At 38.6% G+C, this 15193-nt stretch carries 20 protein-coding genes and 1 riboswitch; of the genes, 10 read left to right on the top strand and 10 right to left on the bottom strand.

From position 1 onward, the window contains the following. Positions 1–16: 16 nt before the first annotated feature. The gene (locus JNUCC25_RS06100; RefSeq protein WP_013055914.1) at positions 17–1186 is read left to right on the top strand and encodes an MFS transporter; all 1170 of its coding nucleotides are present in this window, start codon (positions 17–19) and stop codon (positions 1184–1186) included. A gap of 59 nt (positions 1187–1245) precedes the next feature. Continuing rightward, the gene (locus JNUCC25_RS06095; RefSeq protein WP_162245037.1) at positions 1246–1533 is read left to right on the top strand and encodes a hypothetical protein; all 288 of its coding nucleotides are present in this window, start codon (positions 1246–1248) and stop codon (positions 1531–1533) included. Here the strand turns inward: JNUCC25_RS06095 and JNUCC25_RS06090 are convergent. Beyond that, positions 1461–1907 carry a GNAT family N-acetyltransferase gene (locus JNUCC25_RS06090; RefSeq protein WP_013055913.1) on the bottom strand — a complete coding sequence of 149 codons (447 nt, stop codon included), beginning with the start codon at positions 1905–1907 and terminating at the stop codon, positions 1461–1463. The two genes, JNUCC25_RS06095 and JNUCC25_RS06090, sit on opposite strands and share 73 nt — an antisense overlap. Before the next feature lie 113 nt (positions 1908–2020). Between JNUCC25_RS06090 and JNUCC25_RS06085 the strand changes: the two genes are divergently transcribed. Together JNUCC25_RS06085 and JNUCC25_RS06080 are read left to right on the top strand one after the other, a co-directional pair. Continuing rightward, positions 2021–2377, top strand: coding sequence for a CotG/ExsB N-terminal domain-containing protein (locus JNUCC25_RS06085; RefSeq protein WP_454222967.1), 357 nt, complete (start codon positions 2021–2023; stop codon positions 2375–2377). A gap of 146 nt (positions 2378–2523) precedes the next feature. After that, positions 2524–3321 carry a VOC family protein gene (locus JNUCC25_RS06080; protein ID WP_029325057.1) on the top strand — a complete coding sequence of 266 codons (798 nt, stop codon included), beginning with the start codon at positions 2524–2526 and terminating at the stop codon, positions 3319–3321. 18 nt (positions 3322–3339) lie between these two features. Here JNUCC25_RS06080 and JNUCC25_RS06075 read toward each other — a convergent pair whose 3' ends face one another. From JNUCC25_RS06075 to JNUCC25_RS06055, 5 genes are all read right to left on the bottom strand, one after another. Further along, positions 3340–4953: a M20/M25/M40 family metallo-hydrolase gene (locus tag JNUCC25_RS06075; protein ID WP_078081591.1), complete on the bottom strand. Its 1614-nt coding sequence runs from the start codon at positions 4951–4953 to the stop codon at positions 3340–3342. 469 nt (positions 4954–5422) lie between these two features. After that, complete coding sequence (locus JNUCC25_RS06070; RefSeq protein WP_028414204.1) at positions 5423–5665, bottom strand: hypothetical protein; 243 nt, start codon at positions 5663–5665, stop codon at positions 5423–5425. 67 nt (positions 5666–5732) lie between these two features. Further along, a riboswitch (SAM riboswitch) is annotated at positions 5733–5834 on the bottom strand. Positions 5835–5897: 63 nt separating this feature from the next. Further along, positions 5898–7052, bottom strand: coding sequence for a M20 peptidase aminoacylase family protein (locus JNUCC25_RS06065; RefSeq protein WP_078081590.1), 1155 nt, complete (start codon positions 7050–7052; stop codon positions 5898–5900). A 47-nt stretch (positions 7053–7099) separates the two neighbouring features. Next, positions 7100–7606 (bottom strand): GNAT family N-acetyltransferase, encoded by a 507-nt coding sequence (locus tag JNUCC25_RS06060; RefSeq protein WP_078081589.1) that lies wholly within the window; start codon positions 7604–7606, stop codon positions 7100–7102. Between the two features lie 203 nt (positions 7607–7809). After that, positions 7810–8004 carry a hypothetical protein gene (locus JNUCC25_RS06055; RefSeq protein WP_223272336.1) on the bottom strand — a complete coding sequence of 65 codons (195 nt, stop codon included), beginning with the start codon at positions 8002–8004 and terminating at the stop codon, positions 7810–7812. 301 nt (positions 8005–8305) lie between these two features. Here JNUCC25_RS06055 and JNUCC25_RS06050 point away from each other — a divergent pair, with 301 nt between their 5' ends. After that, positions 8306–9058: a M48 family metallopeptidase gene (locus JNUCC25_RS06050; RefSeq protein WP_078081588.1), complete on the top strand. Its 753-nt coding sequence runs from the start codon at positions 8306–8308 to the stop codon at positions 9056–9058. Positions 9059–9270: 212 nt separating this feature from the next. On the opposite strand, the gene JNUCC25_RS06045 is transcribed toward JNUCC25_RS06050, so the two are convergent. Further along, positions 9271–9591: a DUF1259 domain-containing protein gene (locus JNUCC25_RS06045; protein WP_029325053.1), complete on the bottom strand. Its 321-nt coding sequence runs from the start codon at positions 9589–9591 to the stop codon at positions 9271–9273. Positions 9592–9936: 345 nt separating this feature from the next. Here JNUCC25_RS06045 and JNUCC25_RS06040 point away from each other — a divergent pair, with 345 nt between their 5' ends. The 3 genes from JNUCC25_RS06040 (at position 9937) to lepB (ending at position 11747) form a co-directional block, all read left to right on the top strand. After that, a complete protein-coding gene (locus JNUCC25_RS06040; protein ID WP_013055902.1) occupies positions 9937–10275 on the top strand; it encodes a YmaF family protein in 339 nt (112 codons plus the stop codon). A gap of 394 nt (positions 10276–10669) precedes the next feature. Further along, on the top strand, positions 10670–11005 hold the full coding sequence (locus JNUCC25_RS06035) for a LapA family protein (protein WP_013055901.1): 336 nt from the start codon (positions 10670–10672) through the stop codon (positions 11003–11005). 190 nt (positions 11006–11195) lie between these two features. Further along, positions 11196–11747 (top strand): signal peptidase I, encoded by a 552-nt coding sequence (gene lepB / locus JNUCC25_RS06030; RefSeq protein WP_013055900.1) that lies wholly within the window; start codon positions 11196–11198, stop codon positions 11745–11747. 35 nt (positions 11748–11782) lie between these two features. Here the strand turns inward: lepB and JNUCC25_RS06025 are convergent, their stop codons facing one another. After that, positions 11783–12229, bottom strand: coding sequence for a YndM family protein (locus JNUCC25_RS06025; RefSeq protein ID WP_016763336.1), 447 nt, complete (start codon positions 12227–12229; stop codon positions 11783–11785). Positions 12230–12369: 140 nt separating this feature from the next. Here JNUCC25_RS06025 and JNUCC25_RS06020 point away from each other — a divergent pair, with 140 nt between their 5' ends. Continuing rightward, on the top strand, positions 12370–13245 hold the full coding sequence (locus tag JNUCC25_RS06020; RefSeq protein WP_454222962.1) for an aldose 1-epimerase family protein: 876 nt from the start codon (positions 12370–12372) through the stop codon (positions 13243–13245). Positions 13246–13389: 144 nt separating this feature from the next. Here JNUCC25_RS06020 and JNUCC25_RS06015 read toward each other — a convergent pair whose 3' ends face one another. Both JNUCC25_RS06015 and gloA2 read right to left on the bottom strand, forming a co-directional pair. Further along, positions 13390–14256 (bottom strand): gamma-glutamylcyclotransferase, encoded by an 867-nt coding sequence (locus JNUCC25_RS06015; RefSeq protein ID WP_013055897.1) that lies wholly within the window; start codon positions 14254–14256, stop codon positions 13390–13392. Between the two features lie 5 nt (positions 14257–14261). Continuing rightward, positions 14262–14660 carry an SMU1112c/YaeR family gloxylase I-like metalloprotein gene (gene gloA2 / locus JNUCC25_RS06010; protein WP_014461134.1) on the bottom strand — a complete coding sequence of 133 codons (399 nt, stop codon included), beginning with the start codon at positions 14658–14660 and terminating at the stop codon, positions 14262–14264. Positions 14661–14807: 147 nt separating this feature from the next. Between gloA2 and JNUCC25_RS06005 the strand changes: the two genes are divergently transcribed. After that, positions 14808–15008, top strand: coding sequence for a hypothetical protein (locus JNUCC25_RS06005; RefSeq protein ID WP_029325051.1), 201 nt, complete (start codon positions 14808–14810; stop codon positions 15006–15008). Positions 15009–15193: the final 185 nt, after the last annotated feature.

The raw sequence follows: 15193 nt of genomic DNA, 5'->3' as shown, positions 1-15193 counted from the left end.
AGGGGCTTAATTGCATATGAACAAACAGCTTGGAACGTTAATGTTTGTTATTTTTATGGTATTTGTCGGCTTTGGAGTGATCATCCCCATCGTACCTGAAGTTATTCGTGCCACGGGTGCAAGCACGGTCAATTTAGGAATACTAATGGCTAGCTATTCGATCGCATCTTTTATTACTGCACCTTTTTGGGGGAAGCTTTCCGATATAAAAGGCCGGCGTCCCATATTACTTTGGGGCTTACTCGGCTTCAGCGCAAGCTTTTTTCTTTTTTCGGTGGCAGAAAACTCTCTGACTTTAATGTATACGTCGCGCATCATCGGAGGTTTGTTCGCAGGAGCTGTTATTCCTTGTGCTTTTGCATATGCTTCTGATAGTACAGATGAAGAAAACCGCACGAAAGCAATGGGACTGTTAGGAATGTCGATTGGCTTAGGCTTTATTTTTGGACCGGCATTAGGCGGCGTCCTTTCATCTTTCGGCTTGTTTGTTCCCTTCGTTATCTCTGGTATCTTGTCACTGATTATGACAGCGTTCTCATTCTTTACGTTAAAAGAATCTTTACGAAAAGAATCTGCTGCCAAAGTACAGACATCGAGATGGCATGACTTCACGTCAGATTTTCAAGGAGCTATGAAGTATTTATATGTTCTTTCATTTTTAGCGACTTTTACGCTCGCTGGTTTAGAAGCTACTTTTCAATTTTTTCAAATAGCGAAAATTAATGCTACTCCTACGACAATCGGATGGATGTTTATGGCGAGCGGTTTAACTCAAGCGCTGATTCAAGGCGGTGTGCTGCAGCGATTTAAAAAAGGAAATGAAAAAAAACTGATGGCCATTGGCTTATTGGTTTCAGCAATAGGATTTACGTCTATTTTGTTATCTTCTAGTGCCGTTAATGCTACCTTATTTTTGTGCATATTTACAGCAGGAAATGCCCTTATTCGTCCTTGTGTCCTCTCATTAATTACGATGAGAACCAAAGTAGGATATGGCTCTGCTTCGGGGCTAACCGCCTCAATGGATAGCTTAGGGCGTATTTTTGGCCCTCTGCTTGGTGCATTTGCCTTTAAACTCAATATGACGCTGCCTTTTATTATCGGAGCAGTTGTCACTTTAGCTGCTTTACTGCTGATTCAGCGCCATACAGCTCTAGATTATTCTGAGCAAACACTCTCATCGTAGAGGCTGGGAAAACATTATTTTAGTTGAAAGAAGATCCGAACGATGAATCGAGATTCTTGATGGAGAATCCAACGCGTTCGGATTTTTTTATTGTTATGAGTATACTAGCTGTGTTGATTGGAGAGCAAGGCGGAGACTCCTGCGGGATAAGCGGAAGCGACGAGGAGGCTCAGCGGCCGCCCGAGGAAAGCGAAGTCTTGCACGGAAATCAGCAGCCGATTCCTACTAGCGCATGTAGCTCATTTGTTGGTCTTTGGATTAATTTAGCGATGTCTCAATCTCTTTTCATCGTTACTAACACAAGATTATCAGCAGCTGCAGTACGTTTTATAATTGAAAACCGATGAGCTTCGTATAGCTTAATCGCAGGTGTATTTTTTTCGGCTGTAGACACGATACATTCACATTCAGAATATCTTTGAAGTACATGTGTTAAAAGACGGCTTCCGATTCCCTTTCGAAAGTCCCGAGGACGCACAACGAGGCGGCAAATCGTTAATCGCTCATTTTCTTTTTCAAACGACAGCACTCCTGCTAGCTTACCTTCAATCATTTCTCCGATAAACACTTCCTTGCTTTTCATAATATCTTCTTTGCTTTCTGTAAGCTGAGGAATATCTGAAAAACCAATGAGCCTTGCTTCTTCTTGATAAGCTTCTACTTGCACAGCTACTATTTGAAGAGCGATATCCACTCTTTGATGTTCGAGGATTTGAAGCATGAAAACCACTCCATTTCTTTCACAAATTTAGACTAATTCCATGTTTTCACTATATCCAAACGCCTTCCTTGTACATATTGTATTATGTACCGAATTAGCCAGGAGGTGTTTATATGCATATCAATGCTGAAAGAATTAGAGAAGCAACAGAAGCGATTGCTTCTACTGAGCTTGAAACATTTATGTACCAAGAGCCAACTGCTCGTCACAGATGCTCTCGTCGTCGTTCTACTCGTCGCACTACTCGCCGCACTACTCGCCGTTCTACTCGCCGTTCTACCCGCCGTTCTACTCGTCGTTCTACTCGCCGTTCTACCCGCCGTTCTACTCGCCGTTCTACCCGCCGTTCTACTCGTCGTTCTACTCGTCGTTCTAGCCGTCGCCGCTGTCGCTGCGGTTCACCTTGCTGCTCATATCCATGGTTTAATAAATCATTTGGCTGCTTTAAAGGGCATGGCTGTCGTCGCTAAATAAATCTAAAGCAAGTCGAGTTTAAAACATACGCGGCTTGCTTTTTTAAGATTTTTGTTTTACATAATCATTCGTTTTACTCTTCTAAAAAAAGAAAACAACGTATAATAATGGGAAAGAATCTCTCTTAAAAGGAGGCCTATCCATGCACTTATCTTTTGATCATCTTGTTCATTTTTCACCTGATCCTATTAAAGCTCAGAAAGAACTAAACGAATACGGAATAAATGTCGTTAAAGGCGGCATCCATGAAAAATGGGGCACTTTTAACACGTTGGCTTATTTTAACCTCAGCTATATTGAATGGCTTGGGCTTAGAGATATCGCGTTAGCTCAAACTGTTACAGATAATGACCTTATTCAGCAGCTTGTTAACGAACATACACCGGTTGGTCATTTTGGTCGATTTGCACTCCGTACAGATGATATGGATTTGCTAATAAAAGAGTTGGAAAGCAAGAATGTCACTGTAAAAGGTCCTGTAGCGGGTTCTCGTCAAACCAATGATGGAGAAAGACTTGAATGGAAAATGTGTTTTATTGAAGCTGACCACGATTCCCTGCCTCTTCCTTTTTTTATTGAATGGGGTGAACCAGAAGAAAAACGCAAGCCAAAGCTAGCGGCTCTTTCTTCTCACCAAGCTGGTCAGCTGCAGCTAAAAAATATTTACTGTGCTGTACATAACCTCGAAGAATCCATCAGCAAGTGGACGAAACTGCTGGACATTCAGTCTGCCGAAAGCTACAAAGACTCTTTACTTAATGCACGTTGTCAAAAACTATATGTCAATGGAGGAAACCTTATTTTTTGCAGCGGAACACAAGGTGTTGTCCATGATACATTAAAAAAAGTTGGAGAGCGTCCATTTTTGGTTGAATTAGATCACGCTCTAACACCGCAACAAATTACCGTACAAGGAGCTTCTTTTAAATTCAACAAATAAACATCCGCAGACGGATGTTTATTTGTGTGCTTCCTTTATAGCTTGATAAATGAAATGAGGCAAAATTTCAAAGGAATACTGAACGGCTAATCTTTCGGTCCATTGATGCGCATCTCTTCCCAGCGGTCCAATGTTCAGCACCGGCATCTTCAGCTCCTCTAGCTCTTCTAGCGGGATATGATACCCTTTATTCCATAGCGGCATATTTGCTACCAACGTGTTAAATGTATGAAGCGGATGCTGCAGGCTGGCATAGCTTAAATCCGAAATTCCGCCAAAATAACTTTGTTCAACTAGCTCCACTTGGAATTGCTCTTTGGCAATTGCCTGTACGTTTGACAAAATCTCTTGTACAAACGGATCATCATGTGAACAAACGGCCGGATAAAGAGGCGGCGTAAAAAATAAGACCATCATCGGAGCTGCTTCTTTACATAAACCAGCTAAAGAGTTTACTAATTTAATGGTTTTATTTCTATCATCATCCTCTTGTGCCAAAAGTGCTGCTTCCATTTCTTGCACATATTTTTCACCGTGCTGTTTGACTGCATGAGTATAAAGTTCTTCATACGTCCATACGTTCACGTCAAGAGATGAACCCTCCATTCCCGCAGCGTACTGCCTAGCGGCTTTATTATAGTGTTTTTTCACATTCAAAGCCGCTTTGTCAGCCGATTTCAACAGCAGATCTGTTACTTCTTTAAGAGAGCGGTTTAACATAAATAAATTAAATAATACAACGGCAGAGTGCGGAACTTGAACTGAATACTCTTCTTTTAAATCTTTTTGTATCAGCACCGTAGGAGGTGGACTCGTTTCTTCTCTTACTTTTTCGCAAAAATCAACGTTTAATTCTATTTCTTTTGTTAAATAAGAAGCTAGTAAATTAGCATTTAAACCAGCTAGCGGTTCCCCTACATGAGTTTCTTTTCCATAACACAAAAAGCTTGGCATGATCTTCCCAATCGATCCTGAGTACACATAGTTCGTTTGATCTCCAGGATAGCGGCTGAACACTGGTTCTGCATTTAGCATGAGAGAAAAATCCAGCTGATGTTTGCGGGCAAGTTCTAAAAGAACAGGCACTGCTTTTCTCATCCCAAGCGAATTTACTTCTTCATCCGGCACCGACAGCAGCAGGATGTTTCCGTCAAACTCTCCGTTGCATGCTCGTTCAACCATACTGATATGCAGAGCAATGCCTGCTTTCATATCCATCGTTCCTCTGCCAAAAAGCCAGTCTCCTTTTATCATATCCTTTTGTACGTGCGCCGGAACTTGTTCCATATGGCTATAAAAAGTACTCGTTAATGTATCAGCGTGAAAAGCATCCTTTTTCCACTTTCCATAATCTTGTACATCCACTACATCGTAATGACTTACTAGTACAACTGTTTTATTCGTATTTTTCCCTTGAACAAAAGCTGTGACAATCGATCGCCCGTCTCCTGTTGAATGAAGCTCGACTTGCTCGTTTTTTTGAAAGTAAGGCAGCTTCAATAAATAAGACGCTATCGATTCAGCCATTTCCACTTCTGCCATCGTTCCTGTCACGCTAGGTATAGAAACCAATTCGCTTACAAGTTTTTTTAACTGTTCTTTTGTTTGATACAAAGATGTTTTGTTCGACATAACCTTCATCTCTTTCCTTTTTCTAAATTTTCTATCAAACAAAACCATTCGTCAATCCCTTTGACAGAGACTCTTTCATTCTATCCCTATGTATCATAGTATGGCGCTGCCTTTACGCACATGATAAAAAAAGAGTGTGCGGCTAGGGATAGCACCGCACACTCTTTTTTTACTTTTCGTCATCTTCTAAAAAGTCTAGGATACGATCAATAAGCTGTTCGCTTCCTGCATCGTTTCCGTGTTCAAGAGACATTTCCATTTCAATGCTCCTTTCATAAAATATTCTTGTTTTATAACATACCACAATTCATTTCGAATGTAACCTTTAATTTGTGTAAAAATTTCGACAATTTATGATTAATTTTAAAACCTGTTGAGTATTGATTATACCCACCAGATTCTTTGCTTGTCAAAAACCATGCTTTCTATTTAAAAACACTTAAAAAATAGAGGCGCGAGCAGACTTCTTCTATAAAAGACAGCCTACTCGCTCAAGCTTGGAACAGCATGATGAATAAATTTCTAGTTCATTTGCTTTTTGTACATCTTTAATATCTATGCCTACAGCATATGTACGAACATGGTTTTCGACCACAATTTCATAAAATGTTTCTAATTCCCGATAAGCTACTTGATAATGCTTTCCTAATAATTTCACTGCTTCCTTTAATGCTTTCTCTCCTGTATGTGCTGCAACTGCTGTATGGCTCATAAAACCCTCTCCTTTTAGAAAAATAAAAAAACTCATTTTGCTTTGATGCAAAATGAGTTTTTCACCCGTTTTATCACCCAAAGCACATGCTTTGCTGGTAGGAGCACCTTACATTCGTAGGTTGCTGTGGAGTCAAAGAGCCAGATCTCTCGTCCACTCGTGATAACTTTTTTAATTTAAAATTTATTTTATCAAACAATTCCATCCCCGTAAATAGAAAAATAAAAATATTTTAATTTTTTTGGTAATGGAATGAATTCAAAAAATGAAAGCTTAGATTAGCAAAATAAGAAGCTGCTACAAGTAATGCCTCTTCATTTAATGAAAAAGAAGGATGGTGCCATTCATATTCTCCAGCTGTACCCATCCATACAAAAAATCCTGGTACATGCTGCTGATATACGGCAAAATCTTCTCCTCCAGGCGATTGTTCAGCTTCTACGACTTGATAACTAAGATCCTCTGCCGCTTTAGTAACTAATTTTTCCAGCGTATCATCATTGTTTACTACAGGAAGATATGGATACCATTTAACGTCTACTGAAGCCCCGAAAGCTGCGCCAATCCCTTCAGCAGTTCGTTTCATAAGAGCCGGTATTTTTTCTCTCGCTTCTTCTTGAAAGGTACGCACAGTTCCTTCAAGCGTTACTTTGTCAGGAATGACGTTCCACGAGCTCCCTCCATGGATTTGAGTTATGCTGACAACAACATTTTGAAAGGGGCTGAGATTACGGCTGACAATGGTTTGTAAACTAGTAACAATTTGACCAGCAGCAGCAATTGGGTCTATTGTTTTTTCAGGGATACCTGCGTGACCTCCTACTCCTTTGACGTCAATTTCAAAACGATCAACACTTGCCATTAAAGATCCCGATTTGATACCAATGGTTCCTACAGGAAGATCCGGTTTGTTATGCATCCCAAATATCGCTTCTACTCCTTCGAGCACACCTTTTTCAACTAGCATTTTTGCCCCAGAAGCCGTTTCTTCAGCCGGCTGAAAGATAAATCGAACCGTGCCGCAAAGCTCCTGTTGACGCTGTTTAAGAAGAATGGCTGCTCCGATTATAGAAGCCGTATGAAAATCATGGCCGCATGCGTGCATAACACCGTTCACTTCAGATGCAAATGGCAGATTGGTTTTTTCTTCAATTGGCAGCGCATCAATATCAGCTCGAATAGCAATAGTAGGTCCCAGCTTTCCTCCCACAATTTCTGCTACTGCTCCTACGTCTAATTGGAATGCATCTGCTATAGAAATATCATAATGCTTTAACCACTTTTTAATACGTTTAGTTGTTTCATATTCTTTCATTGAAAGCTCTGGAAATCGGTGCAGCTCACGACGTATGTCTATTAGTTTATTTAGTAGTAATTGATCTGTCATATTTATCACTCTTTCACATTCCTTAATTTGGAATAATTCTCTATTTTTTACGACAAAGAATGTAACTCATTGAATTTTTTATAAAGAAATACGGTCGTATAACCTTCTGCAAGGTGCTTTTCTTTAGCTTGAACATATCCTTTTCGTTCATACATCTCAACTAACCAAGGATGTTCTTTTGCTGTTCCTAAAGACACACCCGGTGATTTAAACGTATTTTTTATTACCTCTTCCTCTACTAGACGCAGCAGCTTAGATCCAACGCCTTTCCTCGCAAACGACGGGTCCACTGCAAACCACCAAAGATGCGGAACAGCAAACGGACCTGGATGTTCTCCCCAAGGCATTCGTATAGACACAGTAGCAGCGATTTTTTTATCTTCTTCATATACATAGCAAAGGTTTTGAGAAATATTTTTCTTAACGAGAGCAAGATCAGCAGTAGCTGCTAAGAAAGGAATGCCTAGCTCTCGAATAGGCTTATATGCTTGTAGAGTTAAGTTCAATAAGTTATCTGCGTCGTCATTTGTTGCCAAACGGAATTCATTCTTCATCTCTTCGTCTCCTTATGCAGTGTTTAAATATTTTATTTAACTTATAAGTTTACTAAGAATTAAAAAAGACAGACTGCCGCCTTGCGTACTCACTATACAACTGCTTTTATAACGTGTCAATTTTCATTATCTCTTTCTATGAAAGCTATCATAAAAACCAATACTTACAGTTTCTTATACTGAACAAATATCAATAAATCCCCTTACGAAACCCCTTTCATTACTTTCGTTAAATTTTCAACCGCAATTATAGAGCGACGTATGATAAAATAGAACACGGTAGTTGTAAGAAAAGCAAACAGAAATGTAATCACTAGCATAATCGAGGCTGCTTGCTCTTGTTTCATAATAAGATAATAATTTGTCACTTCAATTACAGTAAGTGTTATGACCATCATATATAGCATTTCACATGTAAACTTTGAAACGCTTTTTTTATTTTTCATTTCCTATACCATCTAAAGAAATAGAATGTCTAATCTATATTAGTAGTATCGGCATATTTTTATATGTTTTTGTAAAAACTAAAGAAAAATTGAAGCAATTATTATTGGCGCTTTTCCACTAAATATTGGAATACATATCATTCTGCAAGGCGCTGCAACAGCAGTTGATAACTGTCTGATTATTCTTTTATTTGACCAACCTCTACCTTTGCTTATAAAATGAAGATTTGTAGAAAGGAGTACGAAAAATTTTATGTATACGTATCAAACAGGCAATCAAACAATTGACTACAAAATTGAAGTCGTTCCAAATAGAACCGATATCACGGTGCAAATTTGTGACAAAGAAGGGGTAAAAGTTATTATCCCGAGAGGTCTTAATGAAAATAATGTGCGTTCAATCATCGCACGCAAAGCAACATGGATTTTAAAACAACTAAACGGTTCACAGCCAGCTGAGGAAAAGCCAGCTGCTCCAAAGAAAGAAGCAGTAAAAAAAGAAACAGCTAAAAAAGAGGCTCCTAAAGCAGCAGCTTCTGCAGCTAAAACTGGTTCTTTTGAAGAAGGAGACAAATTCCCTTACCTAGGACGTCAATACCGCTTAAACATCGTTCGTGGAGATGTAGCAAAGGCTGAAATGACATTCCGTGCAAAATTTATTGCTACAGTACCTGAGAGCTGGAACGAGCAGCAAATAAATGAAGGTATTGGACAACTATTAACAGAATGGTACCAAGGCCGCGCAGGTGAAAAATTCCAAGAAGCTTTGAAATCTGTTAAAAAAGCAGCAGACAATGCTCCTGAATCTGTTAAGTGGGACGAGTTAGGTGAAGAATACGCTACGACTCAAGATAATACAATCGTATTAAACTGGCGTTTGCTAACAGCTCCTCTTGCAACAATTGAATATGTCATTGCTTCTCAATTTACAAATGCAGATGAGTTATTCGAAGATGCAGCTGAACGCAAACAGTGGTTAAGCGATAACACCCTAAACGCATTTTAAGTTTATACATAAAAAAAGCACGCGGCGAACGCGTGCTTTTTTTATTTTGATAGAAGTACTCGAATAATCTCACTGCTCAAAAATTAGTTAACCTGATAGGTTCATTCAAGTGCATCTTATAAACCAATATATAATATACATGTTTAAAGTTTTATTAACCTAATTTTAAAAGCAGTAAGTAAGACTAAACTTATTCTATTAAAAACTGCTTTCTATCCTTTTAATACTCTAAACGCTTCTCTTACTTTTCGTGCAAAATCTAACGGTGGCTCTACGGATTCAAAGTGCATATACATTGCTCTCGGCTCTTCAAATAGCCAATGGTTGTGAACGGCCGTAACCTTAATATCTCTTTTTCTAAGCTCCGTTAATAATGGATTTACCTCTTCTTGCAAAAGCACGGTTTCACCTAGATTTAGCGCTCTTCCTTTGCTATCTAAATCTTCAAAAGTGAAAAATTGAGGAGTAACTAATGGAGAGCGTGTTGGACGCCCTAAAATTTTAAAACGAATCGTCCGAAACTTTTGTACCAAACAAACGCCATTTTCATCTAAACTGCCTTGTCCACCTAGAATTCTCGCAAACTCCTGATCCTGACATAGACCTTTTTATTTTCCCAACTCATTATGCTGACTTCCTCTCTTATAATAACTTGTCCTTCCTTAATAAATATATGTGAAAGTTATCAAGTAGAAACGGCAAACACATAGGAAAACTACCCATTTTATAAATCCTGATTATCAAAAGTCATATTTATTTTTCTTTGTTCATATCAATAGCATGTATTTTTGAATTTAACTAAAAAGAGAAATTCAGATGCTCATTTAAAGAATTTACTTAAACAGTTTTTTTAAATTGAATTTGTAGGGGGAAGTAAAATGAAAAAAATAGGCAAAGATGATTTTATTTCAGGGTTTGTTCCTCATCATAATCATGGCTCAGTGGACTACACTTCTGTTGCGTCAGGACATGTCCATCAGTGCCTCGATGTAACGTCTCCTCCAATTCAAAGCGAGGATGGAAGCCACATTCACTATACAGAAGGCTATGTTGTTTTTGAAGACGGACATACACATCATTACAAAGCCTACTCTGGTCCCGCTATTCCCATTGGCAACGGTATGCACGTTCACTATTATGACTTTTATACCAGCGAAGACAACCAGCATCGACATCATGTCAAAGGTGTAGACCACCCTGCTCCGGGCGATAGATAATGAAATAATTTAATGCACTTAAGACAAAGTCTCAGCTTCTGTACTGATTTATATCTTGTGTTTATATACCCCTTTATTAAAAGTGAGACCTTTAATAGATAAAGGTCTCTTTGTACATATATGAGCTAAATGCAAGTCTCTCCCTCTGCTTAAGCAAAAAAGGATACGCGAGCTCTTTATTCCAAAAATTCGACATACCAGGTCTTTGCACATGTCAAAGTTTCTACACCAATCGATATATTGTGTTTTAAAAGAAAGATATATATAATCAAGAAAATGTTTGATTTTGTTTAAATGTGGATACGTATACCTATAAGCAAGATAGCAAACACTTAAGATGAGTGGTTACGCTATAAAAGTTGTAATGACCATGTAAAGAAAGGAAGTGCAGCTTATGAAAGGACAGAGCTTTTTTATTTTAGGACTTATATTTGCTCTTATCATTGCTGTTTTAGCTGTAATTAACAACGATCCGGTACAATTTAACTATGTATTTGGTTCACAAAAATGGCCTCTTATTTTAATTATCTTAACAACGGCCGTGTTTGGAGGAGTTGTTGCTGCTTCATTGAGCTTTGTAAAAATTGTTCAACTAAGAGGACAAGTGAAGCAGAAAAACAAGCGAATTGCTGAACTTGAAGAAGACATCAAGCAGCATAAGCCTGTTGAGCCTGTTGTGGAAGAAGAACCAAATCAACCAGCTACTCGAACTGAGCGCGCTCAGTTATAATAAAGAAGAGCCGTTATTCTCTAGAATAACGGCTTTTTTCATTTTTTGTTCCCTCACGCATATTTTTGGCATACACGCATAAACAGATAGATATGGAAAACTTTAGTTCTGAGTGGTACAATCAACACTGTTATATCTCTATGAAAAACTTAAATTGACAGTCTTACCGTTAAGAAGGTGTTCATCCATTATGGTCAATAAAAAAATAAAGCGTGAAATTCTTACATACACAAGCGTCATCCTCGGCACCGTTTTGCTTTCTGTTGTTGTTCAGCACTATTGGTTTCAGCCCTACACTGTAAAAGGCGATTCGATGAAGCCTATTTTACACGAAGGCAATCGAATTATTATTAACAAACACAGCAAGCTGGAGCGCTTTGACATTGTCGTTTTACAAGCTCCCTATAGCAGTGATTTTCTAGTAAAGCGTATTGTGGGCTTACCAGGAGAAACGGTGGAATACAAAGATGATGTTCTGTATATAAATAACAAAGTCAAAAAAGAGCCGCATCTTCATAAATATTTATCCAAAGTACCCGCTTACGAGCGATTTACTGAAAACTTTTCAACTTACGAACTGTCTCCAGACGGCACGATACCGGATGGATACGTATTAGTGCTAGGTGACAACAGACGCATTAGCCGAGATGGCAGGCATTTCGGCCTCACTCCGATTTCTTCGATCATGGGAGAAGTCAATATGAAATACTGGCCTTTAAAGGAAATGACTTTTATGCATTAACAAAAAAAAAGAAAGCTCGAAAGTGAGCTTTCTTTTTATTTTGGATTTTCCTTGTTTTCTACATGCTGTTCTTCAGCAAATTCTGTGTCATATGCTAGTTTTCGCTTAAAAGCGGGACGCGTTCTTGCTGTATGTTTCGTTTCAATATGGTTGAATAAGTAGCGGTGAACAAAAACCTCAGCGAATGTAATAATAGCTGCAGAAATAATACTTCCCCAAGCAATTTGAACGTAGCTGTCTAATAACAATGTGCCAAAAATCCATACGCTCATATAGGTTAGAACAAATTCAACAATAATGGCATCACGGTTGCCCACTCGAGGCAGTACAATTCGATCCACTACTAAATATGTCACAACTGTCGTTAGCAAGCTAAAGGAAATAATGTCTCCGATGGTTGCATCAAAAAACAAATCAAGGCCTATACCAAACGCAATAAGTGCCGCTGCAAATTTAATGAGCAATAATGTTGCATGATTCATATTTGAACCCTCCTTTTTCTATTTAATTTGAACAAAAATAGGGAAATTAATACCTTTTTTGCCAAGAAGGGTATAATATAAGCAAAGCCAGTACGTTTGAGACTGCTCTAGCGTACAAGAATAATTTAGGAGATGTTGTAATGATTGTACTAGAAAACAACGAAATGAAAGTCAGCATTCAAGAAAAAGGGGCGGAAGTTGTAGAAGTATTTCATAAAGAAAAAGACCTGCAGTTTATGTGGAGCGGCGACCCCGCTTATTGGGGACGAGTATCGCCCGTATTGTTTCCGATTGTAGGCCGATTAAAGAATGATCAGTATACCGTTGATCAGCGCGTATACTCTTTGCCTCAGCACGGTTTTTTACGTGATTCTACTTTCAGCGTGATCGAACAAACAAACGAAACAGCACGGCTGCAATTTGCTACAAATGGCCGCTTTAAAGACGTATATCCGTTTGAATGTTCAGTTGAAATCAGCTATCGTCTGGAAAACAACCGATTAACGTTTCAGTGGAAAGTAGTAAATGAAGATAAAGGCGATATGTATTTTTCAATTGGAGCCCACCCTGCTTTTCGTATTCCGTTACGTGAAAACGAGCAGATTTCTGATTACTTTTTAGAAATAGAGCCTTCTGAAACTACGCCAAAGGAATTTGTATTAAAAGACGCTCTTATTCATGAAAAAGGGGCTGCAGAAAATTTGCACCACCTGCCGCTAAGCGCAGATTTATTTGCAAATGATGCGTTAATTTTTAGTGATATTGACGGAATTACGATTAAATCGACGGTTAATGAAAATCAAATTAACGTTCAATTCAATGATTTCCCGTATGTCGGTATTTGGTCAAAGTATGATGCAGAAAATCATACAATCGCTCCTTTTCTTTGCATCGAACCTTGGTTTGGAATTGCAGATACGCATGATCACAACGGAAATTTTAAAGAAAAATTAGGCATCAACCGTTTATCAAAAGACGGTGTATTTCAAACAGAGTTCTCTGTTTCCTTTAGCTAATGCAACACATAACAAAATCAATCCAATCAACAGCTAGAAGCAGTTAAATAGATCTTCGTTCACCATAATAATGAAAAGCTCCAAACGATTACTCGTGCGGAGCTTTCTTAAACTAAACTACTTTTGTCTCTGCTTCTTTTTATATTAGTTATTTACAACATCACTATTTTTTAGCGCATGGACTTGCTCTATTAGCTTCTGAACGTATTCTTCGCTGAGTACACCTGTTGCTCCTCGAATAATTTCAGTCGAATAGTGATCCGGAGGTGCGACTTCTTTTTCTTTATTTAACACAAAAAAAGTAAGAACATGATCCACCATCTTACCTTCATGCTCGACAGAAATAATAGCAGGACGATAACCGTTATTATCTACGCCTTCTCTGCCATACAGGTACGTAATGGCTTCAGGCGGGACGCGGTATAGTTTACCTTCAACGACTCCGCCTTCTTCAACCATGTCTGCACGTCCTCCGTCATGAATAACGTGGTTATATCGAAGCGTATAGCCTTTAAAAACAGCTCTGCCAAGACAGTCTTGGAAATGCTGATCCACCCCGTGCTTAATAAAACGATCGTTATCCATACATGAACCGTAAGCAAAATACAGCATACCTTCTAATAAATCTTCTTTCCACACGCGCCAGTTTCCGCTCGGGATAAATTCGTGCAGCAGCGAACGATCGCTTGCCACATAAACAACGGCTTCAAATTCACCTTGGTCCGTTTCAACCGTTTGCACAACTTTATCATATTCATTGTCTTTATGACTTTCATGAATGTATCCTTCCAATTCATCAAGAGCCTTCCACATAAGCTGATCGGTCACTTCATATACTTCTCCGTATACAATATGTTCACTGTCGATATCGAGCATAGGGTAGCCTTGCTTTGTGTCATATAATTTCCCTTTCGTTTTTGCCTGCTTGGCAATAGGGCGCGCATGATGCAGCAATCCGTGATTACCTTCTCCTTCAAGAAGCGTTCCGTATACAAATAAATAATTGCACATACTCCTTATTCCCCCTCTTTCTCTTCATAAAGCTCTAGCGGTAACCCGTCCGGATCAGCAAAAAAAGTGAATTTTTTTCCCGTTAGTTCATCTACCCTAATAGGTTCCACATCAATCCCTTGCTGCTCTAGTTCACGCTTGGAATCCTCTACGCTTTCAACCGCAAAAGCTAAATGGCGTAAGCCGCACGCTTCAGGTCTTGAAGGACGTTGTGGCGGATTTGGAAACGAGAACAACTCAATTTGATAGCCAGGAGCTACTTCTAAATCTAGCTTATATGAATCTCTTTCTTTTCTATATGTTTCTTCTATAATCTTGCATCCTAACACATTTACATAAAAAGCTTTTGAACGTTCATAATTACTTCCTATAATGGCTACGTGGTGCATTCGTTTTAAATTCATTTCATTCTCCCATAAAAACCCTTTTCTAATCATCCTACACAAAATGCCGGCAAACATCAAATAATTACGTTATCACCTTTGACTAGAGTGATAAAAGTCACGGACATGGCGCCTCATAACAAGTAACATAACAACGAGGTGAATAACATGATTTCGTTAACATTTAAAGCAAGAATTGACCGAACTCAAAATTTAGATTCGTTAAAAGAAGAAGCTGCTATTATGCACCGTATTGCTGATCAGCTATCTCCAATGAGCCCTGAGTTCATAGAATATACTGAACGTATTCAATATGTGTATGAACGCATGCACATTATCGTACGTCATCCTACCAAAAAACTCGCTTAATATAAGCGAGTTTTTTTATAAAATCTTTGTCAAATTACCTTATTTTAAGATATACTGAATGCTAATAAAAAAATGAAACTTTTTGATCTTACGCGCGTATACTTAATTACGATAGGATAAAAGATAAATAGTTACGTAGATGAAAACCATCACGTGATGGTTGACATAGTTAAAGGAGGTGGTAT

Source organism: Priestia sp. JNUCC 25, assembly GCF_053667915.1.
This window is presented reverse-complemented; position numbering and strand designations above follow the sequence as displayed.

Coding starts and splice junctions, on each gene's coding strand:
- JNUCC25_RS06040 (WP_013055902.1), top strand. CDS start 9,937: ATGAAAAAAATAGGCAAAGATGATTTTATTTCAGGGTTTGTTCCTCAT.
- JNUCC25_RS06095 (WP_162245037.1), top strand. CDS start 1,246: ATGGAGAATCCAACGCGTTCGGATTTTTTTATTGTTATGAGTATACTA.
- JNUCC25_RS06100 (WP_013055914.1), top strand. CDS start 17: ATGAACAAACAGCTTGGAACGTTAATGTTTGTTATTTTTATGGTATTT.
- JNUCC25_RS06050 (WP_078081588.1), top strand. CDS start 8,306: ATGTATACGTATCAAACAGGCAATCAAACAATTGACTACAAAATTGAA.
- JNUCC25_RS06060 (WP_078081589.1), bottom strand. CDS start 7,606: ATGAAGAATGAATTCCGTTTGGCAACAAATGACGACGCAGATAACTTA.
- JNUCC25_RS06080 (WP_029325057.1), top strand. CDS start 2,524: ATGCACTTATCTTTTGATCATCTTGTTCATTTTTCACCTGATCCTATT.
- JNUCC25_RS06015 (WP_013055897.1), bottom strand. CDS start 14,256: ATGTGCAATTATTTATTTGTATACGGAACGCTTCTTGAAGGAGAAGGT.
- JNUCC25_RS06025 (WP_016763336.1), bottom strand. CDS start 12,229: ATGAATCATGCAACATTATTGCTCATTAAATTTGCAGCGGCACTTATT.
- JNUCC25_RS06075 (WP_078081591.1), bottom strand. CDS start 4,953: ATGTCGAACAAAACATCTTTGTATCAAACAAAAGAACAGTTAAAAAAA.
- lepB (WP_013055900.1), top strand. CDS start 11,196: ATGGTCAATAAAAAAATAAAGCGTGAAATTCTTACATACACAAGCGTC.
- JNUCC25_RS06065 (WP_078081590.1), bottom strand. CDS start 7,052: ATGACAGATCAATTACTACTAAATAAACTAATAGACATACGTCGTGAG.
- JNUCC25_RS06005 (WP_029325051.1), top strand. CDS start 14,808: ATGATTTCGTTAACATTTAAAGCAAGAATTGACCGAACTCAAAATTTA.
- JNUCC25_RS06035 (WP_013055901.1), top strand. CDS start 10,670: ATGAAAGGACAGAGCTTTTTTATTTTAGGACTTATATTTGCTCTTATC.
- gloA2 (WP_014461134.1), bottom strand. CDS start 14,660: ATGAATTTAAAACGAATGCACCACGTAGCCATTATAGGAAGTAATTAT.
- JNUCC25_RS06055 (WP_223272336.1), bottom strand. CDS start 8,004: ATGATGGTCATAACACTTACTGTAATTGAAGTGACAAATTATTATCTT.
- JNUCC25_RS06085 (WP_454222967.1), top strand. CDS start 2,021: ATGCATATCAATGCTGAAAGAATTAGAGAAGCAACAGAAGCGATTGCT.
- JNUCC25_RS06090 (WP_013055913.1), bottom strand. CDS start 1,907: ATGCTTCAAATCCTCGAACATCAAAGAGTGGATATCGCTCTTCAAATA.
- JNUCC25_RS06070 (WP_028414204.1), bottom strand. CDS start 5,665: ATGAGCCATACAGCAGTTGCAGCACATACAGGAGAGAAAGCATTAAAG.
- JNUCC25_RS06020 (WP_454222962.1), top strand. CDS start 12,370: ATGATTGTACTAGAAAACAACGAAATGAAAGTCAGCATTCAAGAAAAA.